This is a genomic window from Curtobacterium sp. SL109, assembly GCF_026672405.1.
Taxonomy (GTDB): Bacteria; Actinomycetota; Actinomycetes; order Actinomycetales; family Microbacteriaceae; genus Curtobacterium.
Window position 1 is genome coordinate 2367255 of the sequence record NZ_JAPPRB010000002.1, and the last position, 22477, is coordinate 2389731.

Annotated in this window: 28 protein-coding genes; 11 read left to right on the plus strand and 17 right to left on the minus strand. The window is 70.1% G+C overall.

The genetic code is table 11. The features are described 5' to 3' along the window. Nucleotides 1–4: 4 nt before the first annotated feature. Complete coding sequence (locus OVA28_RS12745) at nucleotides 5–562, minus strand: tetratricopeptide repeat protein (protein ID WP_268097221.1); 558 nt, start codon at nucleotides 560–562, stop codon at nucleotides 5–7. 55 nt (nucleotides 563–617) lie between these two features. Between OVA28_RS12745 and OVA28_RS12750 the strand changes: the two genes are divergently transcribed. After that, a complete protein-coding gene (locus tag OVA28_RS12750; protein WP_268097222.1) occupies nucleotides 618–1151 on the plus strand; it encodes a hypothetical protein in 534 nt (177 codons plus the stop codon). 25 nt (nucleotides 1152–1176) lie between these two features. Here OVA28_RS12750 and OVA28_RS12755 read toward each other — a convergent pair whose 3' ends face one another. Continuing rightward, on the minus strand, nucleotides 1177–1668 hold the full coding sequence (locus OVA28_RS12755; RefSeq protein WP_268097223.1) for a GNAT family N-acetyltransferase: 492 nt from the start codon (nucleotides 1666–1668) through the stop codon (nucleotides 1177–1179). A gap of 248 nt (nucleotides 1669–1916) precedes the next feature. Here OVA28_RS12755 and OVA28_RS12760 point away from each other — a divergent pair, with 248 nt between their 5' ends. The 3 genes from OVA28_RS12760 (at nucleotide 1917) to OVA28_RS12770 (ending at nucleotide 4289) form a co-directional block, all read left to right on the plus strand. Next, a complete protein-coding gene (locus tag OVA28_RS12760; protein ID WP_268097224.1) occupies nucleotides 1917–2393 on the plus strand; it encodes a GNAT family N-acetyltransferase in 477 nt (158 codons plus the stop codon). Nucleotides 2394–3187: 794 nt separating this feature from the next. Then, entirely contained in the window at nucleotides 3188–3325 is a 138-nt protein-coding gene (locus OVA28_RS12765) for a hypothetical protein (protein ID WP_268097225.1), read from the plus strand. Nucleotides 3326–3449: 124 nt separating this feature from the next. Next, complete coding sequence (locus tag OVA28_RS12770) at nucleotides 3450–4289, plus strand: class I SAM-dependent methyltransferase (RefSeq protein WP_268097226.1); 840 nt, start codon at nucleotides 3450–3452, stop codon at nucleotides 4287–4289. A 44-nt stretch (nucleotides 4290–4333) separates the two neighbouring features. Here the strand turns inward: OVA28_RS12770 and OVA28_RS12775 are convergent, their stop codons facing one another. The 6 genes from OVA28_RS12775 to OVA28_RS12800 all read right to left on the minus strand — a co-directional run bounded on the left by OVA28_RS12775 (nucleotide 4334) and on the right by OVA28_RS12800 (nucleotide 7786). Next, nucleotides 4334–4537, minus strand: coding sequence for a hypothetical protein (locus OVA28_RS12775; protein WP_268097227.1), 204 nt, complete (start codon nucleotides 4535–4537; stop codon nucleotides 4334–4336). A 5-nt stretch (nucleotides 4538–4542) separates the two neighbouring features. Next, nucleotides 4543–4680: a hypothetical protein gene (locus OVA28_RS12780; RefSeq protein ID WP_268097228.1), complete on the minus strand. Its 138-nt coding sequence runs from the start codon at nucleotides 4678–4680 to the stop codon at nucleotides 4543–4545. Nucleotides 4681–4723: 43 nt separating this feature from the next. Continuing rightward, on the minus strand, nucleotides 4724–4951 hold the full coding sequence (locus tag OVA28_RS12785) for a hypothetical protein (protein WP_268097229.1): 228 nt from the start codon (nucleotides 4949–4951) through the stop codon (nucleotides 4724–4726). A 319-nt stretch (nucleotides 4952–5270) separates the two neighbouring features. Next, the gene (locus tag OVA28_RS12790) at nucleotides 5271–6467 is read right to left on the minus strand and encodes a permease (protein WP_268097230.1); all 1197 of its coding nucleotides are present in this window, start codon (nucleotides 6465–6467) and stop codon (nucleotides 5271–5273) included. Nucleotides 6468–6568: 101 nt separating this feature from the next. Continuing rightward, a complete protein-coding gene (locus tag OVA28_RS12795; RefSeq protein ID WP_268097231.1) occupies nucleotides 6569–7168 on the minus strand; it encodes a DUF305 domain-containing protein in 600 nt (199 codons plus the stop codon). 108 nt (nucleotides 7169–7276) lie between these two features. Then, nucleotides 7277–7786 carry a hypothetical protein gene (locus tag OVA28_RS12800; protein ID WP_268097232.1) on the minus strand — a complete coding sequence of 170 codons (510 nt, stop codon included), beginning with the start codon at nucleotides 7784–7786 and terminating at the stop codon, nucleotides 7277–7279. A 349-nt stretch (nucleotides 7787–8135) separates the two neighbouring features. On the opposite strand from OVA28_RS12800, the gene OVA28_RS12805 reads away from it, so the two are divergent. Next, nucleotides 8136–8405: a hypothetical protein gene (locus tag OVA28_RS12805; protein ID WP_268097233.1), complete on the plus strand. Its 270-nt coding sequence runs from the start codon at nucleotides 8136–8138 to the stop codon at nucleotides 8403–8405. Nucleotides 8406–8408: 3 nt separating this feature from the next. Here OVA28_RS12805 and OVA28_RS12810 read toward each other — a convergent pair whose 3' ends face one another. Then, nucleotides 8409–9266 carry a hypothetical protein gene (locus OVA28_RS12810; RefSeq protein ID WP_268097234.1) on the minus strand — a complete coding sequence of 286 codons (858 nt, stop codon included), beginning with the start codon at nucleotides 9264–9266 and terminating at the stop codon, nucleotides 8409–8411. 22 nt (nucleotides 9267–9288) lie between these two features. After that, complete coding sequence (locus OVA28_RS12815) at nucleotides 9289–9858, minus strand: hypothetical protein (protein WP_268097235.1); 570 nt, start codon at nucleotides 9856–9858, stop codon at nucleotides 9289–9291. A gap of 119 nt (nucleotides 9859–9977) precedes the next feature. Here OVA28_RS12815 and OVA28_RS12820 point away from each other — a divergent pair, with 119 nt between their 5' ends. After that, complete coding sequence (locus tag OVA28_RS12820; protein WP_268097236.1) at nucleotides 9978–10694, plus strand: hypothetical protein; 717 nt, start codon at nucleotides 9978–9980, stop codon at nucleotides 10692–10694. Nucleotides 10695–10890: 196 nt separating this feature from the next. On the opposite strand, the gene OVA28_RS12825 is transcribed toward OVA28_RS12820, so the two are convergent. The 3 genes from OVA28_RS12825 to OVA28_RS12835 form a co-directional block, all read right to left on the minus strand. Next, a complete protein-coding gene (locus tag OVA28_RS12825; protein ID WP_268097237.1) occupies nucleotides 10891–12408 on the minus strand; it encodes a glycoside hydrolase family 36 protein in 1518 nt (505 codons plus the stop codon). Nucleotides 12409–12607: 199 nt separating this feature from the next. Then, nucleotides 12608–13480 (minus strand): ABC transporter permease, encoded by an 873-nt coding sequence (locus OVA28_RS12830; RefSeq protein ID WP_268097238.1) that lies wholly within the window; start codon nucleotides 13478–13480, stop codon nucleotides 12608–12610. Continuing rightward, nucleotides 13477–14409 carry an ABC transporter ATP-binding protein gene (locus OVA28_RS12835; protein ID WP_268097239.1) on the minus strand — a complete coding sequence of 311 codons (933 nt, stop codon included), beginning with the start codon at nucleotides 14407–14409 and terminating at the stop codon, nucleotides 13477–13479. The genes OVA28_RS12830 and OVA28_RS12835 overlap by 4 nt, the downstream gene beginning before the upstream one ends. Nucleotides 14410–14508: 99 nt before the next feature. Between OVA28_RS12835 and OVA28_RS12840 the strand changes: the two genes are divergently transcribed. The 4 genes from OVA28_RS12840 (at nucleotide 14509) to OVA28_RS12855 (ending at nucleotide 16767) form a co-directional block, all read left to right on the plus strand. Continuing rightward, nucleotides 14509–15672 carry a N(5)-(carboxyethyl)ornithine synthase gene (locus OVA28_RS12840; protein WP_268097240.1) on the plus strand — a complete coding sequence of 388 codons (1164 nt, stop codon included), beginning with the start codon at nucleotides 14509–14511 and terminating at the stop codon, nucleotides 15670–15672. A gap of 100 nt (nucleotides 15673–15772) precedes the next feature. After that, nucleotides 15773–15967: a hypothetical protein gene (locus OVA28_RS12845; RefSeq protein ID WP_326493756.1), complete on the plus strand. Its 195-nt coding sequence runs from the start codon at nucleotides 15773–15775 to the stop codon at nucleotides 15965–15967. Nucleotides 15968–16066: 99 nt separating this feature from the next. Next, nucleotides 16067–16495, plus strand: coding sequence for an Hsp20/alpha crystallin family protein (locus tag OVA28_RS12850; RefSeq protein WP_194660975.1), 429 nt, complete (start codon nucleotides 16067–16069; stop codon nucleotides 16493–16495). Nucleotides 16496–16515: 20 nt separating this feature from the next. Beyond that, nucleotides 16516–16767 carry a hypothetical protein gene (locus tag OVA28_RS12855; protein WP_268097241.1) on the plus strand — a complete coding sequence of 84 codons (252 nt, stop codon included), beginning with the start codon at nucleotides 16516–16518 and terminating at the stop codon, nucleotides 16765–16767. 84 nt (nucleotides 16768–16851) lie between these two features. On the opposite strand, the gene OVA28_RS12860 is transcribed toward OVA28_RS12855, so the two are convergent. Then, nucleotides 16852–18099: an MFS transporter gene (locus OVA28_RS12860; RefSeq protein ID WP_268097242.1), complete on the minus strand. Its 1248-nt coding sequence runs from the start codon at nucleotides 18097–18099 to the stop codon at nucleotides 16852–16854. 135 nt (nucleotides 18100–18234) lie between these two features. Between OVA28_RS12860 and OVA28_RS12865 the strand changes: the two genes are divergently transcribed. Then, on the plus strand, nucleotides 18235–19824 hold the full coding sequence (locus tag OVA28_RS12865) for a Na+/H+ antiporter (protein ID WP_268097243.1): 1590 nt from the start codon (nucleotides 18235–18237) through the stop codon (nucleotides 19822–19824). Between the two features lie 21 nt (nucleotides 19825–19845). On the opposite strand, the gene OVA28_RS12870 is transcribed toward OVA28_RS12865, so the two are convergent. The 3 genes from OVA28_RS12870 to OVA28_RS12880 all read right to left on the minus strand — a co-directional run bounded on the left by OVA28_RS12870 (nucleotide 19846) and on the right by OVA28_RS12880 (nucleotide 22410). Continuing rightward, nucleotides 19846–20973, minus strand: coding sequence for a DUF475 domain-containing protein (locus tag OVA28_RS12870; RefSeq protein WP_268097244.1), 1128 nt, complete (start codon nucleotides 20971–20973; stop codon nucleotides 19846–19848). Between the two features lie 133 nt (nucleotides 20974–21106). Continuing rightward, nucleotides 21107–21865, minus strand: a complete 759-nt coding sequence (locus OVA28_RS12875; protein WP_268097245.1) for an anti-sigma factor domain-containing protein — start codon at nucleotides 21863–21865, stop codon at nucleotides 21107–21109. Beyond that, complete coding sequence (locus OVA28_RS12880; RefSeq protein ID WP_194660970.1) at nucleotides 21862–22410, minus strand: RNA polymerase sigma factor; 549 nt, start codon at nucleotides 22408–22410, stop codon at nucleotides 21862–21864. Before OVA28_RS12880 ends, OVA28_RS12875 begins: the two co-directional genes overlap by 4 nt. Nucleotides 22411–22477: the final 67 nt, after the last annotated feature.

Genomic DNA, 22477 nt, shown 5'->3' on the forward strand with positions numbered 1-22477 from the left:
GCTATCAGATCGACAGCTGTCCGTCAGCGGGGCCCTGTCGGACTTCCGCGTGCGCGGCGTCGTCTCCTGCGTCCAGCGAGGCGAGGTGGTCGGCGTTGCCGCGCAAGGCCGGCTTGTACCGGTCGAGTTCCGGGGCGTCCACGTGCTCCGCGAGGAGCACGAGGAGGCTGGCGAGGGCGGTGTTCGGCCGGCCATCGGCGTGCAACGTCAGGGCCTCGAAGGCTCCGAGGGCGACGGAGTCAGGGAACTCAGCCCGCGCCCGCGCGAACACCCGGAGCGAGTCGTCGATCCGGCCGAGGTTCCGGAGGGTGCTCCCGTACTGGAGCCAGCAGCGGCGTCGGACGTCGCCGGCGAGTCCTCGTTCCATCGCTCGCTCGTAGAAGCCGATCGCCGTCGCCTCGTCTCCCGCCGTGTCGTAGGCACCACCGAGCTCGTAGAGGACGCGAGGGTCCTCCGGGTGCTCGGTGTGGACGGGAAGCAGCGCGTCGATGGTCGGTTGCATGTCCTCGCGGTCCCGGGCCGCGAAGATCGCGTCGAGCTGCGCCTCGATTGCGTCAGACATGGTCAGCACCCCCGGATAAGAGCAGTCGAGCGACCGCGACGACACAGTACCGGTCGTGTCGATGGCCGATCCGCTCCCGGGACCACCCGCAGGGTGCGGCTTCGGCGTCGCCTACTCGCGCCCTGAGGAACGCTTCGCATACATCGCGCTCGGTTCTGCGCACCTGATGCTGGAACAAGCGGGAGTGGGTCGCAACTGGATCACCGGACCACTTGAGCTTCCGCTGGGCCGGGGGATCAACCTCCAGATCACGGTGCCGGACACAGCGGCCCTCACGCAGGTGCTCGGACGTGCTGGCGTCGACCTCTTCATGGCTCCGGAGATTCCTCGTCCAGGACCCGGACGGATACCTCGTGCGGTTCCAGTCGTCACTCGGGCGACGACCCACTGCCGGGTAGACGGTCGGCTCCTGCAGGTCTGGCTGTTCCTCCCGTCAGTCGATCCAGCTCGGATCGGCGGCGAGAGCGCTCACTTCGGTGATGAGTCGGGAGACGTGGAAGCCGTCGACGGTGGACCAGACGGCGTCATCAGCGTGACAGCGAGCGACCTGCTGCCGCTTGCCTTCGACCACCGCGCTGAACAGGTCTGAGTCGAAGCGCCCGAGATGCGATCCGTCAGCGATGCAGCTCGGCGGGCTCAGCGTCCGTCGACATCCAGAAACGGTGGAACACTCGCCCCGCGGAGTCGGTCACCTCGTTCTCGAATCGACCCCCGTTGCCCTCGATCACGCGACGGGAGCCGAGGTTCTTCGCGTCGCAGGTCAGCAGCACTCCTTCGAGACCACGCTGGTGAGCGATACGGAGGACGCCCCGGAGTGCGCTTGTGGCATGTCCTCGGCGTCGGGCACTCGGGCGAACGCTGTAGCCGATGTGACCGCCGTATGAGCGGAGAAAGTCGTTCAACTCGTGACGGAGCGCGATGCTTCCCAGGTACTCGTCGTCCTTGACCAGCCAGTAGTAGCTGCAGGTGACGAACCCGTCGCCCGCTGGGACGTCCTCCTCGGCGCGCAGTTGCGTCACCCACCGAGCGAAGCCGCCTTCCGTCGCCAACAGCGCTGCCTCACGAATACCGGCACCGTCCTGGTGCGCGCCCTCCCACTCGAGCATGGACTGCTGGAACGATCTGAAGAGCCGTTCGGACGGACGCTCGAGTTGCATCCAGTGATCCTAGGGCTGCCTCAGCAGCCGAGGGGCAGCGGGCTCTTTCCCGGCGCCGTTCCGCCGGATACCGTGGCCGAATGAACTGCTTCGCGAGCTGGCGCACGCGCTCCTGAAGGGACGGCACCGGCCGTTGCTCTCCTCCACCCCGACCACGGGCGCGGAGCCTTCAGCCTGCTCATGAAAGAAGCAGAACCATGCACATCCGCGACTGCACACCGCTCGACCTGCCCGCGCTGACCGACTTGACGATCGAGGTCTTCCGACCGCTCCTTACCGGCTCGCTCGTCCAACTTCGACCCGAAGTGACCGCGCACGACCACGGACGCTGGGAAGACGACTACCGCCACGAGGTCCCGTCCCTGCTCGCTCCCGACGAGGGGAGGCTCATCACCCTGGCGGAGGAACACGGCAAGCTCCTCGGATACGTCGGCTGGAACACCACGGGTGACTCGTCCGGGCGGCTGGAGATGGTCGCTGTCCACCCGGACGCTCGACGTCGAGGAGTCGCGCGAGCCCTCTGCTCGACCGTCCTGAGCCGCCTTGAACAGGTCGGAGTCACCGTTGTCCACATCGGGACCGGAGGTGACGAGTTCCACGCGCCAGCACGAGCGCTCTACGAATCGCTCGGCTTCATCGCCTACCCAACAGTCGACTACGCCCGGGCACTGTGAACGAGGCCGGGAGGATCGCGCTCAACGGTCCTTCCGGCCCTTGCAGGTGCCGTCTTGACAGCCGGTCGGCTCCCGGAGAGGCAGTGCGGTCTGCTGGTGGTTCGAGATGATCGCAAGCAGTTCGCCGGCAAGAAGGTCCAGGCCTCCGAGCGCGATCAGGGCCCTGGACAAGGGGGGCGCGACGCACAGAAGCTGTTCTACACGCTCCCCGGTAGCGGATCGTTGACCGGACGCTCTGGAAGCTCCGAAACCACGGCGGTTGACAGAATCGGCTCACAGCCTGCTCGCTAGATTGAGCGGATGGTCCGTGATCGTGAGCCCGGCGCGCGGCGGAACCGTGGCCGGCGACGACGTGAGGTGGCCGACCGAGTTGGCGGAGCCCTCCTACTTCCGGCCCAGGGCGGCTGGCTTGCCTTCGCAGTGGGACGTGGGGGTGCCTGGTGGGCGGTATGGGCCGTCGTACTTGGGATTCTCATAGCCAGCGTCGTTTTCGTCGTCGTGCAAGAACGGCGACGACCACCTGAGGGACGACCAGTTTCGGTCTCCCCGCTCTTGCTGGTAGTGACATCAGCGATCGTCGGATGGGTCGTCCTGGCCGTAGTCCTCTAGCGGCCACACTGCACGACAGCGATCGGCGAAGGGTGCCCAGCCAAAGCCCTCGTCAACCGCCACACCCGAGCCCTGCTAGATCCCGCCCGGTAGCGGACCGTCGAACGGGACACCGACTCGATGGTGACGTCGCTCACCCGAACTTGAAGCTCAAGCTAGGACCTCGTGATCGCTAGCCTGAACACATGAACTCAGTAGTGCTTGCTTCATTGCTTGCCGTGATCTCGAATCAAGGCAACTCGATTCCCCCAGCGCTCTGGTTCGCGGGCGTCGCTGTCCTCGTAATCGTTGCGGTGATCATGCGTCTGCGTCGCAAGCGCTGAACCAGTCGTCCGGCAGCCGATCGCCTACTGGGATGGGCCTCCCGTTCCTTCCCCTTGCACGTGTTGCGGCCTGCGGAGCGTTCTGGGAAGCTGGTCGGCTTTACTCATTCACTAGGGGGTTGCCGTGTCCACTCATGACCAGATCGAGACCAACCGAGCGAACTGGGACGAACGAGTTTCAGATCACCTCGTCGCCTACAAGGCGGCTGCGTTCGCCGACGACCCCTCCGCGAACCGGGTCCTGTTCGAAGCCAAGGTCATGGCTCCCCACCTCCCGGACGGGTCTCTCACCGGGCTCGACGTCGTGCACCTTCAATGCCACATCGGGGTTGACTCGATCAGCCTCGCCAGGCTTGGGGCACGAGTCGTCGGCACCGACTTTTCCGGTGACGCGATCGCAGCAGCCAACTCGCTTGCTGCTCGGGCCGGCGTCGATGCGTCCTTCGTCCAAACATCCAACGAAGACGCCCCCGATGAGCTCGGCCGACAATTCGATGTTGTCTACACAACCGTCGGCGTCCTCGCGTGGCTCCCGGACCTCACCACGTGGGCGCGCGCCGTCGAACGGCTCCTGAAACCGGGCGGGCTGTTCTTCCTCTACGAAGCACACCCCATGGTCATGACCCTCCAATACGACCGACAGGACACCGCCCTCGTCGTCACCGAGCCGTACTTCGGAGCGGGCGAAGCCCAACGATTCGACTCCGGGACCACTTACGCGAGCGAGACCCTTCTCACGAACCGAACCACGTACGAGTGGCCCCACTCCCTGGACGAAATCTTTACCTCGATTTTGGCTGCGGGGCTTCAAATCGAAGCCTTCCACGAATACACCGCCATGCCATGGGAACCCATTCCGAATCTCGTCAAGACGCCGGCTGGTTACGCGCTTGCTGACGGCAACGAACGCGTGCCAATGATGTTCTCTATCGCTGCGCGGAAGCAGCACCACCCGTCTCGTTAGCCGATCCTTCTGCGGACATGGCCGTCGGGCCACCCGACGAAGGATCAGGTGAAGATGCCCTGATGCGCGAGCTCCCAGAGCATCGCACCGCCCGCAATCACTCCCCCTACGGTGGCGAGCGCATTCGAGAGCCGATTTGTTGGCTCCGCTGAGCCTTCAAGCTTCCGATAGAAGGCGTATCCGATCGCTGCCATCAAGAACGCGGCTCCGATCACGAAGACGACGACCACCTGAACGGGGACCATCATGAGGACTACTTTCTCCGTCGCCGGATCGACAGTGCAGCGCCCACGATCAGGATCACGACCACCGCAGCAACCCAGATCTGCGGCGGCAGACCGTGCGATGCGCCCGGCGGGTTCATGACGGCCAGCAGTCCTGCGGCTTCCATGTTCCCAGCCTAGAGAACGCCCTGTGTCTCGGTAGCCGATCGGCTACTGAGACCGCCTGAGCAGCCGAAAGTAGATCGTCACGCGCCACCCAGCCGAAGCGGCCAGCACGAACATCAGGACGGCGAGCCAAATTGATCCGGTCGGTGAAACGACTTCGGCGATCCCGACGACGAAGCAGGCGATGCAGGCGATGCAGGCGATGCAGGCGACGAGTGCCGCAGCCAGCGCGATGCGAGCACGTCGTCCGGCTTCTCGTCGTTTGTCTCTCATGACTGACGAGCCAACTCGCTCACGCCCGTCGAGGGATCGGCTTGCCGGACGCGATCGCGACGTTCAGCGCGGCGAGAAAGGCGACACCGGGCAAAGCTGCCTACAGCGCTTCGTCAAGGGGGCGTCGAGTCTGTCGCACAGAGGTGGTCCGGTAGTCGTCTCAGTGAAGGTGCCGCGAACGAGGCAGGTTGAACGGTCAGAAACGATCGTTTCTGACCACGTGCGCCGGCGACCTCGACACTGTTGCTGGGAACGCTTTGTGGCGTGTTTCCGACAATACTGTGTGGCCTGGCTTGCCCTGTCGGCGTGGCCGGTCGGGTCAGGGCTGGCTGTGCTTGGCGTTTGCCTCGTCGTGGGTATCGGGGTGGTCACTCATCATGCGGAGCATGGGCCATGAGCCGCTGCGGGTGAAGACGACGAGCAGGAACGCCGCGACGAGCAGGAACACGATGTTGAGCCAGGTGGTGTAGTTCCAGCTGATCGAGGTCGTCACGATGGTGAGGTGCCGGTTCGTGGGGATGAGGTGCAGCGGGGTGAAGAGCAGTTCGACGGCGTAGCCGGCGAGGACCATGGCGCCGTAGAAGATCCCGGTGATGCGGAGGGCGGCTTTCCAGCCGTAGTACTTCCGGTAGATGATGATGATCGGGATGATGATCAGGTCGGCGAAGATGAAGCTGATCACACCGCCGAAGCTGATCCCACCGTTCCAGAGGACCGCTGCGAGGGGGACGTTGCCGACGGAGCAGACGAAGCTCACCATCGCCAGGATCGGTCCGATGAGCGGGTCGATCAGGAACGCGAGCGTCGGGTGTCCCTCGAGGAACAGTGCTTGCAGCCACGCCTTCGGGACCCAGGCGTCGAAGGCGCCGGCGATGAGTAGGCCGATGACGATGTCGCGGATGACGGATGCCCAGTCCATGACGAAGTACTGCGACACGCTCGTGAGCCCAGGCCTCGAGAACAGTCGCCGCCAGAAGCCCTGGTCGCCCTGCACGGACATGTCCATGGCTGCGTGGCCCTCCATCGCGCCGGCGAGGCCCTTGTCGGCCTGTTCGCGGGCGGCGTCGACGATCTTCCCGCGCATCCAGAGCCGGAATCCGAGGGCGATGAGGGTGATCATCAGCGGTCCGCCGACGAACTCCGCTGCGGTGAACTGCCAGCCCATGACGAACGCGAGGATCAGGCCGAGCTCGACGACGAGGTTCGTGGAGGCGACCTCGAACGCCATGGCCGACGACAGGCTCGCGCCCTTGCGGAAGAGCGCCCGTGCGAGGGCGACGGCGGCGTAGGAGCAGGACGAGGACAGTGCGCCCAGGCCGGTTGCGACGCTGATCGCTCGGGGGGAGTCGTCGCGCATGAGCTTGGTGATCTGGTCGGTGCGGACGACGGCTTGGATGATGCCGGAGAGGGTGAAGCCGAGGATGAGAGGCCAGAGGATCTCCCACCCCATCGAGCCGGCTGCTACTACGGCGTCACCGACTGCGTTGATCACGAACATGTACACCTGCTTCTTCACGTCGCGGGCATGTTCTGCCGCGACAGGGTGGTCACGAACGGGGGAAGGACCGGTCTCGGGCCGAGGCGGACTGCGTTGCCCGCCTCGACCCGCGACTGGTGTCACTTGGACGCGAGCATGTCATTCATCTGCGTGATCTGCTCGGTCTGGCTCGACACGATTGACTTCGCCATCGCGACCGCGTCGGTGTTCTTGCCCTTGTCGACTTCGCTCCTGGCCATGTCGACGGCGCCCTCGTGGTGCTGGAGCATCTGCTGCAGGAACAGCTTCCCGGCGTCCTTCGCGGATGCCTGATCGAGGTCGGTCATGTCGGAATCGGACATCATCCCGGACATGGAGTGCCCCGACCCAGGGTGCTCCGACTCCGTGTGCTCACCCCAGCCCTGCAGGCAGCTGGTGAGCTGAGTGATCTCCGGACCCTGCTCGGCCTTGATCTGCTTCGCCAGGGTGGCGACGTCGGGGTCAACACCGTCGCCCTTGGCGAGGAGCACGTCGCTCATCTCGACGGCCTGCTCGTGGTGCGGCAGCATCATCTGCGCGAACATCACGTCCTGGTCGTTGTGCGCCGACGCGGCCGAGCTCGACGACGCGGACGAGCCCGCGTCGGAGCTGCTGTTGTTGGTGGAGCAGCTCGCGAGGGTCAGGCCGAGGGTGAGCGAGGCGGCGATCGCGAGGGTGCGCGTGGTCGTGGTGGTGTGCATGGAAGGTCCGTTCCCGTGGATGCGTCAATTGGTCCGGGCAGGCGGATGCCTCCCGGTTCTGGGCATGCGGGAGCCACCCTGCGGCGGTGTGGTCCCGCAGGGGGTGGATCAGATGCGGATGATCTGCAGTGCCGTCAGTGACGGTGGTTTCGGTGCTGCGATGTGGCGCGGCAGCCGGTCAGCCAGCGCAAGCAGTCGCGACAGCAGCGCGAGGACGCCGCCGGTCCGTGCGCGCAGTAGCGCCCATGCGAACAAGGCGATCGTCAGCGCGCACCCCATCCCCATCAGCGAGCACATCAGCGCGCACAGGCCGCTGTCGCAGCCGGCGTCGGTGAGGACCGTCGGCACCGCGGCCGCGGGAGCGGCATGCTCCCCGTGGCGGTTTCCGACGGCATGGACGTGCTCGGTGGTGGCGGCGGGAGCTGCCATCGGGTGCTCGTGGCCGGCGGTGTGGCCGGCCATCGTGTGCATCAGGACCGTGAACCCGACCAGCAGCAGCAACGCCAGCGTCGCCGTGACCTGCAACAGCAGCCGGCGACGCGGGGAGGCGGTGGTGGTGAGCATCGATTCTTCGATCAGGACGACGGGTGGCGGATCGTCGAGCTGCAGCGGAAGCACGTTCCGTTGCGAGGTCGACCAAATAGAACTGTACCCCCTGGGGGTATGCGCTGTCTCTGGCGGCTCGCCGATCGATCAGCACAGGGGTAGGAGCGTCACGACCACAGGCGAGCAGGCCGTTCTCGCGCAGCTCGGCATCATCGGGCCGCAGAACGACGCGGGTCGAGCGCCGCGCTCCCGGTGACGGCACGTCCGGGACGAACCGTGCATGCCCGGGACTCTGCGAAGTTCTTGCCACGGTACGCAAGGGCGATCTGCTGGGAGGAAGCCGCCGTCCTGGACGCCCTCCGCTGACAGTCGCTACGGTTGACCGCCGCTTGACCCAGCGGCCCCGGACCGAGGAGCGCGCATGACCACGACGACCGATGTCGACACGGCTCCGCCCCGACGGGTGGCCCCGGCACTGCTCGGTCTGGTCGTCGTCCTGCAGGTGCTCAGCAACTTCGTGCTCCCGGGCCTCGGCATCGCGTTCGTGGCGCTGCTCTGGTGGCGACGAGCTCGGCTGACCCGCTCGTTCGTCGTCGTGCTGATCGTGGTCGCCGTGCTCAGCGCGGCATTCCTCGCCGTTGCCGTCGCGGACATCGTCTGGGGTCCCCAGGTCGGGTACCAGTTCGGCTGACCGTCAGGACGGCGAGCTCTCCTCGGCCACCTCGAACGCCTCGAACCGCTCGTCGGCCAGTACGGCGTCGACCAGGGACCGTGAGCCGGCAATGATCGTCGAGTCCCAATCGATCTCCGATGCCATCACCCAGGCGTGGTCCTCGGCCCAGAGCATCTGTGGCGTGTGTTCCAGCGGGACCAGGGGCCCGAGGCGCGTGTGCTCGAGCCACGTCGGGTCGGCCAGCGTCGGCAGGTCGGTCGCCGACAGGATGAGGTCTCGACCGGGCCAGGCGAACCGAGGCACGGACAACGACGACGTGATCGCGTCCTGGTCTCGCCGGTGTTCCGCGGTGCGCACAGCCATGAACTGGCGGACCTCCGCGCGCTCCTCGGCACACGGGGCGTCGTCGCCCTGCCACCCGAACGCCAGCGTCGAGCCGCCGCTGAGGTCGCTCCAGCCGTCCCAGAACCCGGCCACGAGGTCGTCGGGCGTCGAGGTCGCGCGAGCCAGGTGTTCCGTGAGCGCTGCGAGCACCACGGGGTCGAACCAGCCCTCCTCGGGCGGCGACGCGCGCCACCCGTCCGGGAACGGCACGTCGGACTCATCGTCCCGCCCGCTGGCGGTCGCCCAGGTCACCGAGGGATGCACGGCACTCCCGGTACGTATCGCGACGTCGGCCCATCGCCAGCGCACCTCGTCGAGCGTGGGGTGGTCCCCGTACTCGTCAGCGATCGACCGGTCCTCGAGCACCGCGGTCAGTGGGTGGAGGATGCGGGCGTACGCCGCGAAACCCGTCCCCGCGATGCCGCCGACGTCGTCGCGGTGGCCGGCCCGCGCGAGCAGCCACGTGCCACGGCCGGTGTCAGGGATGAGGTCCATGCCCGGGAGCGTACCGGCGGGCTCAGACCCGGACGGGGTCGATCCGCTCGTAGTGCTCGAGGAACCGCCGGGTCCGCCGCTGCTGCACCACGGCGATCATGACCGCTGCGACGACGAGCCCGACGGCGGCGACGAGGAGCGCGCTGCTGGACACGTCCGCTCCGTGACCGATGACCCGCGCCAGCTGGTTCATCGCGATCGACAGCCCGAGCCCAGCGCTCTGCACCGCCGACAGCACGATGCCGTCCCGGAACTGGAACGCGTAGTCGGCGACGACGAGCCGTTCGTCCGCGGTCAGGTCGTCGATCGAGTCGCGTCGGATCGCCCGGCGGATCCGGCGGACGGCGTCCTGGTCACCGAACCGCCTGCCGTTCGACCAGGGCGTCCCCAACGACGCCCGCAGCGTCAACGCCGTGATCATGAGGGCCAGCCCCGCAACCGAGGCCCCGATGACCACGGAGCGCCAGCCCAGACCGACGAGGAATCCGACGAGGATGCTCGTCACGACGAACACCACGACCGGCACGACCACCATCCGCGTCGCCGCGACGCGCATGACGAGCCGACCGTCCCCATCAGTGACACTGCGCATGATGGCCCCCTCGCCGTCGTCGTCGTCGTCCGTCGAGCATACGCACCCCGGCCGCGCCGGACCCCCGCACCCCGGCCGCGCCGGACCCCCGCACCCCGGCCGCGCCCTACGATCGCAGCGTGACGAACCACTCGCCGCCCCAGGAGTCGCAGGCCTGGCTCCTCCGGAACCCTTGGGCGGTCTCCCTCGGCAGCGCCGGCTTCGTCCTCGCGATGCTCTGGATCGCCGCGTCGGTCGACTGGGACCTCGGCGCGACGATCGGCGGCGGTTCCCGACACGCCCCGCTCTGGCTGCTCCTCCTGCTCGGCGGACCGCTGTTCGGCGCGGGCGTCGTGGTGGGCATCGTGCGCCAGGTCCGCGTGCTGACCGGGCACACGCCCGGGGCGTCGACTGACCTGCCGCAGGACGTCGTCCGCCGGCTCGTCGTCGTGAGTCCGCACGGCGCCGGTCGCGCTCCGATCGCGGTGGCGTACTTCCGCCGGCTCCTGCCACCGGACGTCGAGGTCACCGCGAGGGCGCTCGACCCTGCCGTCCGGGTCGACCCCGAGGTGGTGGTCGCCATGCACCTCGACGGTGTCGAAATCGCCCCCGACGCGGTCCCGGTCCGCGTCGAGCCGCAGGACCTCATCGACGCTGACCTCGTCGTCCGCATCGGCTGTCGGGACACCTGCCCCGTGCCACGCGGGACCCAGGTGCAGGACTGGTTCGTCGAGGCCGGAGCCAGCGGAGTCGTCGCGTGGTCGGCCGTCCGCGACGCGATCCATGGCCGCGTCGACCGGCTCGCCCAACAGCTCGGCGTCGAGACCGCGGCGAGTCGCCCCAGCGACGTCCCCTGACCGGCCGCAACACCCCGCTCACGTCTGCCGAGCGGTCACCACCCGTCGGCCGAGGCGGCGCGCAGCGACCATCTATGGCCACTCGGCGGCTGGCCGACGGGATGTCGTGACCGGTCGCGTCCGGCGACACGATCCCGGACGGACTGGAGGCTCGGTGCCGGGCCGGTACCGAGCCTCCAGTCCGCAGCTGGTCACCTCAGACGGAGCGGGACCCTGCTTCGGTCAGCCGCTCGCGACCGGCGCGCGCTTCGCGCACCGCCGGACCGAAGTCCACCGTCCGGCCGTCCACCAGGAACCGGTCGTCCGCGAGACGCTCGACGACGGGGGACTGTCCGAGGAACCGCTTCAGCGCCTCGCGCTCCGGGGCCTCGAGCCACGCGACGGGGTCCGAGGTCGACCGGAAGCCGGACACGACGGCGAGGTCGGCGATCGTCTGTCGCTGCTCGGGTGTCAGGGTGGTCTCGCGGGAGCGGAAGTACGCGACGTCGGGGTCGACCTGGTACAGGTCGCGCATCCAGAGCCGGGGGACCGACGCGGCGACGCCGTTGAGCCCGCCCTCGTGGCTCGGATCGGCGACACAGGCCGGGTAGGTCCAGTCGGATGCCGTGTCCGGTCCGACGCGCACGCCGTCGAAGACCCCGACGGACGGCACCATCGGCACACCGCAGCCGAGCAGGTAGACGTCGGGGCCGGCCGCCGCCCGGATCAGCTCGACGGCGTCACGCCAGACGCGCTCGCGCGGCAGGTCCTGGTGCCGGACACCACGCAGGGCCCCGGCGTACATGAAGTCGAGCTTGAGGTAGCGGAAGCCCCAGCCGACCACCCGACGGATGACCGTGTCGAGGTGCTCCTGCACGTCGGGTCGGGTGGTGTCGAGGGCGAAGTAGTGCGAGTCCCAGTTGTGCCCGGCGACGAGCGGGCCGCCGGACGGGTCCTGCACCAACCACTCGGGGTGCTCCGTGGCCGTCCGTGAACCGGGCAGGCAGATCAGCGGGGCGAGCCAGAGCCCTGGGCGCGAACCCCGTGCGGCCAGTCGCTCGGCGAGGGCGTCCATGCCGGACGGGAACTTCTCGTTCGGCAGCCAGTCGCCGACGATCGTCTCCCACCCGTCGTCGACCTGCACGACGTCGATCGGCAGCGTGCCGAGGTCGTCGACGGCGGTCGTGATCAGCTGTTCGTCGATGTCCTCGAAGTACGAGTACCAGCTGCACCAGAGCGTCGAGACCGGGGGAGCGGTCGGGGTCCCGAGGCGTTCCCGGAGCAGTTCCGCGTACCGGGCGAAGACCGTGTCCTCGGGTCCCAGGCCGAGGAACCAGCCCGAGCCGTCGTCGTGCTCGACGGTGCCGCTGAGTTCCGTGTGCGACGCCCCGACGCGCGGCGTGCCGAGGCCGAGGGCGCCGAGCAGCAGCACGCGTCCGTCGGCCAGGCGGACGGCGCCGACGCCGTTGCCCTCGTGCCGGTCCGGCGTGTCGTTGGCGGCGTCGTCGGCGGTCTGGCGACGCTCGTCGTCACCCCAGATCCGCAGGGGACTCTCGTCGAGCGGCGCCCAGCCCGAGGGCGACCACGAGGTCCAGCCCTGGCGGTGGAAGTCGGTGACGTCCGTGTCGAGCGTGACGGAGGCCGGACCGGAGCCGACGAGCCACCCCTGCGCGGTGGCGTCGAGTCCCTCCGCGTCGGCGATGGTCGTCCCGTCGAAGTGGAGTGGTCGGGTCATGGCGTACGTCCTCGTCGTCCGGTGCCACGGTGCGCGGCCATCATCGAGCGTATGGCCGCGACACGACGTCGGACAGGAGGCTCCACGCGCGTCCGGCGAGTGCGGCCTCCTGTCCGGAGGTGGTCGGGTCCGGCATCGCGGCCGGTCCGGAGTGGTGGTCGGGCCCGGCGTCGCGGTCGGGTCCTGTGTCGCGGTCGGGTCAGACGTCGCGCGAACGCGCCACCGCGATGGCGATCGCGCCGATGACGACGACCTCGACCGCGAGGACGCCGAAGCCGCCCCAGCCGTTCAGCACGAGACCGGTCACGTCCCTCGCACCGCTGTACGAGTACGCGTACAGCTCGGCGCCCGCCGCGGACGGCAGCAGGGTCGCGACGTCGGCGACCCACTGGGCCTGCGTCAGCTCGGCGAAGATCGACAGGATCACCGGGAGCACCAGGAAGATCCCGAGCGTGATGGCGATGCCGCCGGCGCTCGACCGGACCAGCAGGCCGATGCCGTAGGCGAACAGTGCCACCAGCGTCACGTACACGGAGGCGCCGAGGATCGGCATCCACACCGCCGGGTCGGTGAACTCGGGGTGGATGTCCTTGCTGGCCTGCAGGCCGGCGGAGACCGCGACACCGATCCCGGTCGAGACGACGCTGACGACGAAGGTCGCGAGCGCCAGGACGAACGCCTTGGCGAGGATGACGCCCGTGCGGCCCGGGTCGGCCGTGAAGGTGGAGCGGACCTGCCCGGTGCCGTACTCACCCGTGATGATGAGCACGCCGAGCACGCCGACGACGAGCGCCGTCAGGGAGACGCTGACCGTGTTGATGTTGACGAAGCCGCCGTTGACGGCCTCCTGCGGCATCTGTCCCGCGCCCTGGTCGATGACGGCGCCGAGGAGCACGGCCATCGCGATCGTCAACAGGACCAGGATCGCGTAGCACCAGACGGTGGAGCGGATGCTGCGGAGCTTGATCCACTCGCTGCGGACCAGGCGCGGGAAGCTCAGGCCGACGCTGTCCGGCACGGAGGCCTCGCGGTGCCGGTGCTGCTGGGCCGGGGCGGTGTTCGGCGCGCTCATCGGACGCCCTCCGATCGGTACTCGACGTCGTCGCGGGTGAGGGCCATGTACGCCTCTTCCAGGCTGGCGCCCATCGGGGTGAGCTCGTGGAGCACCACGCCTGCCCGGGCGGCGATGGTGCCGACCGTCGGGGCGTCGGGGCCGACCACGAGGAAGGAGCCGTCCTCCCGCGGGGTGACCGTGGTGGCGGCCTGCCCGATCGCGGCGAAGAGCTGGTCGGGTGACGGGGTGCGCACGACGACGCGGCTGCCACCGCCCTGGCCGTCGGCGGAACCGCCACCGGCGACGAACTCGGCGATGGGGGCGTCCGCGAGCACCTTGCCGCGGCCGAGGACGACCACGCGGTCCGCGGTCTGGGCCATCTCGCTCATCAGGTGGCTGGAGAGGAAGACGGTGCGGCCGTCTGCGGCCATCCGTCGGGCGAGCTGTCGGACCCACAGCACGCCGTCGGGGTCGAGGCCGTTGACCGGCTCGTCGAGGATGAGGGTCTTCGGGTCGCCGAGCAGTGCCGCGGCGATCCCGAGGCGCTGGCCCATGCCGAGCGAGAAGCCCCCGACGCGCTTGCGGGCGACGGAGTCGAGCCCGGTCATGTCGATGACCTCGTGCACGCGGGACTTGGGGATGCCGTGGGTGGCCGCGAGGGAGAGCAGGTGGTTGTAGGCGCTGCGGCCGGAGTGGACCGCCTTGGCCTCGAGCAGGGCACCGACCTGCCGGAGCGGGTCACGGAAGGCGGTGTAGGGCTTCCCGTTCACGGTCGCGGTGCCGGCGCTCGGCCGGTCCAGTCCCATGATCATGCGCATCGTGGTGGACTTCCCGGCGCCGTTGGGGCCGAGGAATCCGGTCACGCTGCCCGGCCGCACGACGAACGAGACGTCGTCGACGGCGAGCTTGGGACCGTAACGTTTGGTGAGATGGTCGACTTCGATCACGCCCGCCACGGTAGGACAACCGGTGCGTCGGGCGCCTCCCCCGGGAGTATGAGATCTGATGTGTGATCGGCCGCCGCGAGCGCCCCGTAGTGTCGCCCCATGACCACTGCAGGAACCGCGACGCCGCTGCTCCGACTCGGCGTCCTGGCGCACTCCGCCAAGGCCGACGAGTGGCGACTCCCCGTCCACCCGGCGCACATCGCCCGGATCGACCCCGACCTGCGCGCCGCGATGGTGCTGGAGCGTGGGTACGGGCTGCGGTTCGGTGTCCCGGACGACCAGATCGAACCGCTCGTCGGGGCGATGGCCGACCGTGCCGAGGTCATCGCCGCCGCTGACGTCGTCCTGCTCCCGAAGCCCCTCGCCGCCGACCTCGAGGACCTGCGCGACGGCCAGGTGCTCTGGGGCTGGCCGCACTGCGTGCAGGACCGAGCGCTGACCCAGTCCGCGATCGACAAGCGTCTGACGCTCATCGCCTGGGAGGCCATGAACCACTGGCGCGCCGACGGCGGCTTCGGGCTGCACGTCTTCCACAAGAACAACGAGCTCGCCGGCTACTGCTCGGTCATCCACGCGATGCAGCTCTGCGGGTCGACCGGGGACTACGGCCGCCGGCTCTCCGCCGTGGTGATCGGCTTCGGGGCCACGGCCCGCGGTGCCGTCACCGCGCTGAACGCCCACGGGGTCCACGACGTGCGCGTCCTGACGAACCGGGACATCGCCGCGGTGGGGTCGCCGATCCCGTCCGTCGACATGCTGCACTTCGAGCACGACCCGGAAGCGCCCTACGCCAGCACGGTGGACACCCCGGACGGGCCGGTCGCACTCGCGCCGTACCTCGCCGACCACGACATCGTCGTGAACTGCACGCTGCAGGACCCGAACGCACCCCTGACGTACCTGCGCGAGGTCGACCTCGGGGCCTTCCGTCCCGGCAGCCTCGTCGTCGACGTCTCCATCGACCCGGGCATGGGCTTCGACTGGGCCCGCGCGACGTCCTTCGACGAGCCCCTGGTGACCGTCGGGGAGTGGACCAACTACTACGCCGTCGACCACAGCCCATCGCTGCTCTGGAACTCGGCGACGTGGGAGATCAGCGAGGCGCTGCTGCCGTTCCTCCGACCGGTGATGGAGGGCAGCACGTCCTGGCAGGAGTGCGAGCCGATCCGCCGCGCGATCGAGATCGAGGACGGGCAGGTCCGCAACGAGGCGATCCTCGCGTTCCAGGGTCGCGCAGCCGAGTACCCCCACGAGGCCTCGTGAGCGCCCCCGGCGGCGACACCGGGCTGGACGACGGGTTCGCCAGCGCCTGAGGACCGGGCATCGGCGTCGAGGTCTGGTCGACCACCTGCACGTGGTGGTCGTGCCGATCGTGCTCGGTCGTGGCGAGCGGCTCCGGGACGGGCTGGAAGGTATGGAGGAGCGCTTCGAGGTCACCACCACCCCGTCCCCGTCCGGCGTGGCGCACCTGACGTTCGAGCGACGCACCGACGAGCTGCAGTTCGAACGGGGGTCCGGCCTCCGAGCAACCACGCAGCGACCTCGGAGCGAGCCCTGAGGAACACGGTCCGGGGCAGTCCTACGATGACGGCAGATCCGGCGTCCAGGTCGGACACCACGACACCACGACACCACGACACCGAAAGGGGACTCCCTCATGACCATGACGTTCGATCCTTTCACCGAACTGGACCGTCTCACCGGGGCACTGCTCGGCGGCCGTCAGAGCCTCAAGCCGATGCCCGTCGACCTGCACCGCGACGGCGACCAGTACGTCCTCAACGCCGACCTGCCCGGCATCGACCCCGGTTCGGTCGACGTCAACGTGGACGGGCAGCTCCTCACGATCCGCGCCGAACGCAGCGCCCCGGAGCGGTCCGGCAGCGGCTGGCTGCTGCAGGAGCGTCCGCACGGCTCGTACCTGCGGCAGTTCAGCCTCGGCGAGGGCGTCGACTCCGATGCCATCTCCGCGCACTACGACAACGGCGTGCTCTCCCTCGTCATCCCGGTCACGCCGAAGGCCAAGCCCCGGAAGATCGCGATCTCGAGCGGCGCCCCCACCGACCAGCAGGCCATCGCCGGCTGAGGCACACGGACGGCACTGCAGTGGAACTCGTTGCCTCGGTGGAGACGCCGGACGCAGCGGTCCACGACGCGGAGGCCGTGGTCGTCGACACGCTGTTCGCGGACGTCGTCCGCGGGCTGGTCCTGACGACGACCACGACGACCTCGCCCGCCGGGAGCCGTCCGGTCGACGGCCGGCCCCGTTGGCTGGTCCGGCGGGCGCACCGCCCGCTGCGGGAGGTCCGCTCGTGGATCGGCTGGTGGGCGAGGTCGCCCCCGGCGCACACTCCCTGACCACGGACTGGAGGCCCGGTGCCAGCTGGCACCGGGCCTCCAGTCCGTGGCGCTGCCGCGTCGCAGCGGCGAGACGTCGACGTCTCAGGCGGTGCGGGGTGTCGGTGTCTGCCGTCCGGCCGCCGACGCGATGACGACGGCGACCACGAGCAGCGCCAGCGGGACGAGCATCGCGACCCGCAGGCCGAGGTGCTCACCGAGGAACCCGAGGGCGGGCGGGCCGACCAGGAACGCGACGTAGCCGGCGGTCGCGACGACGGACACCCGGCGGTCACCGTCGGTGGGGTGGTCGCCGGCGGCCGACACGGCGAGCGGGAACCCGAGCGCGACGCCGAGCCCCCAGACGGCGGCGGCCGCGGCGGTCACGACCGGTGACGGCGACAGCACGACGGCCACCACGCCGACGGCGCCGACGACCGCGCACGTGCGGATGACCGTCGCCCGACCGAACCGGGTGACGAGGGGCGTCCCGGCGGAGCGGCCGATGAGCATCGCGACGGAGAAGCCGGTGAAGACGAGGGAGCCGAGGACCTCCGGAGCGTCGTGGTCGCTCGTCATGAGGAGGGGGAGCCAGTCGCTCGCGGCCCCCTCGGCGAAGGCCATCGCGAGGGTGATGACGGCGATGAGCAGGAGTTGCACGGTGATCACGGAGCGTCGGCGGGCGGTGCGCGCCGGGGCACCAGGGATGCCGGGTTCGGCGGCCGCGTCGAGGTCGGCAGCCGCAGCCGCAGCCGCGTCCGGGTCGGGACGGGGCATCGGGCGGAGGTTGAGCGCGGCGACGAGGGCGAGCGCGGCCATCACGACGGCGGCCACGGGCAGGTGCACCACGACGGGCACCCGAGCCGCGGTCATCGCGATTCCGACGAGTCCGCCGGCGACGGTGCCGAGGCTGAAGCAGGCGTGCAGGACCGGCACGACCGGGCGCTCGATGACCCGTTCGACTGCAGCCGCCTCGACGTTCAGGCCGATCTCGGCGACCCCGGCCCCGAACCCGACGAGGAACAGGCCGATCCAGACCCCGGCGGGCAGCTGCGCCGGTGCCGTGAGCCCGACCAGCAGGACTCCGATCACGGGTAGTGCGCCGCCGAGCAGCACGAGCGGTCGGGTCCCGACGCGGCGGATGAGCGCGCCGGCGCCGAGGATGCCGATCATCGAGCCGACCGAGAGGCCGAAGAGGACCAGGCCCATCGCCTCGAGCGAGGCACCGAGGTCGTCGCGGACGGCCGGCGTGCGGGTGATCCAGGACGCGATCCCGAACCCGGTCATGGTGGACGTGGCGAAGAGTGCCACACGGTGACGTCGGGTCGGCAGCGGCGCCGTTGCGGTTCCCACGTGTCCACTCTGGCAGGTCGGTGAGGTGCGCGCGCCCGGGTGTGGAATGCCCAGGGCACCTCGTCGCGCTGACTCTCCACAGGTGCGCACTTCCCGGCACCGCCCACATCGACGCCATGTCAGGCTGTGACACCCATGGAACTCATCGCACCCGAACTCGTCGTCGTGCTCGCCACGGCGATCGCCGTCGCCACGGCGGTCTCCGGACGCCTGCGGATCGCACCGCCCGTCCTGCTGCTCGCCTTCGGCGCCGGCATCGCGTTCATCCCCGTCTTCGGGAAGCTGGAGCTGCCGGCCGACGCGGTCCTGCTGCTGTTCCTGCCGGCGCTGTTGTACTGGGAGAGCCTGACGATCTCGCTGCGGGAGATCCGCGCGAACTTCCGCGGCATCCTGCTCATGGGCACGCTGCTCGTCGTGCTGACGGCCGGCGGGGTGGCCACGCTGCTGCACCTGCTCGGGATGCCGTGGGGACCGGCGTGGGTGCTCGGCGCTGCCGTCGCCCCGACCGACGCCACCGCCGTCGGTGCCTTGACGCGGTCGTTGCCGCGGCGGAACACCACGGTGCTCCGCGCGGAGAGCCTGGTGAACGACGGCACGACGCTCGTGATCTACGGCATCGCGGTCGCGGTGACGGCGGGGGAGCAGACACTCACGGTCTGGAACGTCTCCGGCATGCTGCTGCTCTCCTACGTCGGGGGCATCGCGGCGGGGCTGCTGGTGTCCTGGCTCGGGATGCTGGTGCTGCGCCGGGTGTCGGCGGTGATCCTCGAGAACATGCTGACGCTGCTCGTGCCGTTCGTCGCGTTCCTCGCGGCCGAGGCGATCGGGGCCTCCGGCGTGCTCGCGGTCGTCGTGGCCGGGCTCGTCGTCAGCCAGGTCGCCCCGAAGCTGGACCGCGCGGAGACCCGACAGCAGGTGCGCTCGTTCTGGTCGTTCGCCACGTTCCTGCTCAACGGCGCCCTGTTCGTGCTCGTCGGGATCGAGGCCACGATCGCCATCCGGGAACTCGAGGCCCGCGAGCTCCTGGTCGGCCTCGGCATGATCGGGCTGGTGTCGCTCGCGGTCGTCGTGCTCCGCTTCGCGTTCCTCAACCTGTCGTGGGGCACCATCCGACTCGTGACCCTGCGCACCGGTGGCAGCCCGCGCGAGGGACACCGCGACCGCGTGGTGAGCGGCTTCACGGGCTTCCGCGGCGCTGTCTCGCTCGCGGCGGCGGTCGCCGTGCCGCGCATGGTCGAGGGCGGCGGCGCGTTCCCCGAGCGTGACCTCATCGTCTTCGTGGTCGCTGGGGTCGTCGTCGTGACGATCGTCGCGCAGTCGCTCGTGCTGCCCGCGGTGGTCCGGTGGGCGGACTTCGACGGCAGCGGCGAGGTGGTCGAGGAACGCCGCCGGGCCGAGCGCCTGGCGATCGAGGAAGCGCTCGACGCCCTGCCCCGCCTGGCCAAGCGGTCGGGCGCCGACGCCGAGGTCGTGCAGCGCATCCAGGACGAGTACGAGGGCCACCTCGCCCTCGTGCGCGCCGAGCAGAGCGACGACGACGACCACCCGCTCCTGCAGCAGCGGGGCGCAGCGGTGGAGCTCGAACTCGCGCTCGTCCGGCTGAAGTCGGCGAAGGTGATCAAGATGCGCGACGACGGCGAGATCGACGACCTCGTGCTGCGCCAGGTGCGCGCGGAGTACGACGCCGAGGAGACCCGGCTGCTCCGGCAGGGCGAGCGGGAGTAGGCACGACCGGGCGCGCCCGCCTCAGCCCCGTACCGGACGGAGGCCCGCGCGCCGCACCCACGCCCGCCACGGCAGGGACGACGCCAGCGCCAGGCCGATCACGACCGTGCCGAACCACCCGACGAGCACGCCCGGGATCGGCACGAGCAGGCTCGTCCACAGGAGCACCGCCAGCACCCCGAGCACGTACGCCGCACCGGCCTTGAGGTAGCGCAGCCGCTTCAGTCCCGCGGCCTGGTCCAGGCGCGAGGTCAACCGCGCCAGGAACAGCGCTCCGACACCGATCGCCGCAGCACCGACCGCGGCCTGCTCGAGCGCGCTGAGCCCGTCCGCGCCGAGCACGCCGGACCCTGACAGCGAGTACACGCCGTCGAGGATCTCGAACAGCATGAACACGACGAGCCCGCGCTCGAACACCACGGTCGACGCGTACACGTGGATCCGCCAGGCACCGCGACCCGTTCCGACCGAGCCGGTGTCAGTGCCGGCAGTCGCACCCCCGTGCAACGCCCATCGCGCGAGCCGCTTCGACCCGAGGTACGCGCCGATGCCGAGCAGGCCGCCGACGACCACCGGCACGACCTCGGACGGCTCCCACGCGGCGGCGGAGGCGACCAGGACGCTCGTCAGCGCGACCCCGGCCGTGGCGGTGACCAGCGACCAGACGCGAGGGCGCGCGACGGCGGCGAGTCGGGCCTCCAGGCGGCCGAGCCAGGACCGACGCGACGCACGGTCCGTGTTGAACAGGTACTCCGCGAACACCAGCCAGATGAACGCGGCGCCGAAGGCGGCGAGGGCGGGCCGGACCTCCTGCAGGTGGGCGGCGAACGCGCCGGGGGCGAAGACGGCCTCGCCGACGGTGGCGGTCGGGTCCTCGGCGGAGCCCACGACCACCGCGACGGGCGGCAGCATGAGCCGCATCGCGAGGACGCCGGCGACGATCCCGAGCGACAGGAACAGCCGTCTGGCAGGGGAGTGCAGGCGTCCGGCGATGCCGGCCATCGGCACGGAGGAGTCGGCCGCCATCGCGATCTCGAGCAGCGCCAGCGCGACGAACGCGAGCGCGGCGGCCGGCCCGAGCACGATCCAGGCGAGTGCGGCCGCGACGACGGTGAGGGACAGGGGGACGGTCAGCAGGGATCTGGCCATCTCTCGATGGAGCGCTCCCGACCTGCGCTGGTGCTGTGGTGGGCCTGGGCAACGGCCGGGAGGACCGGGTCGGTCCGCCCGGTCGGGTGACGGCCCGTCCCCCCTTGCGTGGACCTGCGGGTGGGCTGCGGCGTCAGGCCCGCGTGTGGAGCGTGCCGCGCACGACGGAGTTGCCCGAGTGCGCGGGGTCGCCGTCGTTCGACTCGGCGGAGACGTCCACGACGGGGTACCGCGTCGGGTCGACGCCCGCGGGCACCACGAACCGGCCGGTGTCGCCGTCGAGGAACCCGACGCTGACCAGCCCGCTGAGGTCGGAGCGCATCATCCAGACCTCGCGGAGGGGTGCTGCGCCGTCGCGGGCCCGGTGGTCGAGGTCGACGACCAGGCTGAGCCGTCCGTCCCCGTCCCGCTCGAGCTCGGCGGACCCGCGGGCACCGGACCAGCCGGGCAGCGGGTCGAGCGCCGTGCGGGACACCACCGTGTCGGAGCGGCCCGGGCCGCCGGCGAACAGGTACCAGCCACCGCCGAGGCCGAGCACCAGGCCCACGACGGCAGCGGCCGCGGTGAGGAGCAGCGCCGTGCGACGACGGACCCGGGACCGACGGAGCGGAGCGACGTGCTCGGCAGCAGCAGGAGCAGGCGCGGGCGCCGCTGCCGGCGCGGCTGACCGGTCGTCGAACCCGAGGTCCGTCGCGATCCGGTCCCACACGCGCGCGGACGGCTGCTGGAGCTCGACGCTCTGCGACGACTTCGCCACGGTCACCACGTGCCGCAGGTCCTCCAGCTCGGCACGGCACGCCGGGCACGCGGCGAGGTGCTCGGCGGCCGCACCGGAGGGCGCGTCGTCGCCGATGGCGAGCAACGCGAGGGACTCCTCGTCGATGTGGTTCATTCGATCACCTCCAGACGTGTTCGGAGCCGAGCCAGACTTCGACGGATGTGGCTCTTCACGGTGCCGAGCGGCAGCCCGAGCCGTTCCGCGATCTCACGGTGGCTCAGTTCCTCGAAGAACGCCAGTCGCATCACCGTGCGCGGCACCTCCTCGAGCCGGTCGAGCTCCCCGGCGACGAGCACGCGTTCCGCCATCCCGTCGTGCGGGTCCTCGGCGGGAGTGGTCCGTTCCTCGTCGGCGACGGCGTGGGCGACCCGCTCGTGCCGTGCCCGTTCGGCCAGGGCGTCGGCGACGCAGTTCCGGGTGATGCCGACGAGCCACGCGCCGAGCGGAGCCGTGTCGGGGTGGTAGGTGTGCCGTCCACGCCAGGCCCGGACGAAGACCTGCTGGGTGACGTCCTCGGCGGCCGCGGCGTCGGTCAGCGAACGCAGTGCGAGCGTGTACACGAGGGACGACCAGCGCTCGTAGACCGCCCGGAGGACGCGCTCGTCACCGCTGCCGAAGGCGTCGGCGAGGTCGCGCTCGTCGGGCTGGTTGGTCGTCACGTCGTCGTGGTGCCTTCCGGGGGCCGCTCGGGACCCCTGCCCTGATCGTAGGGCGCGGGGCCGGGTG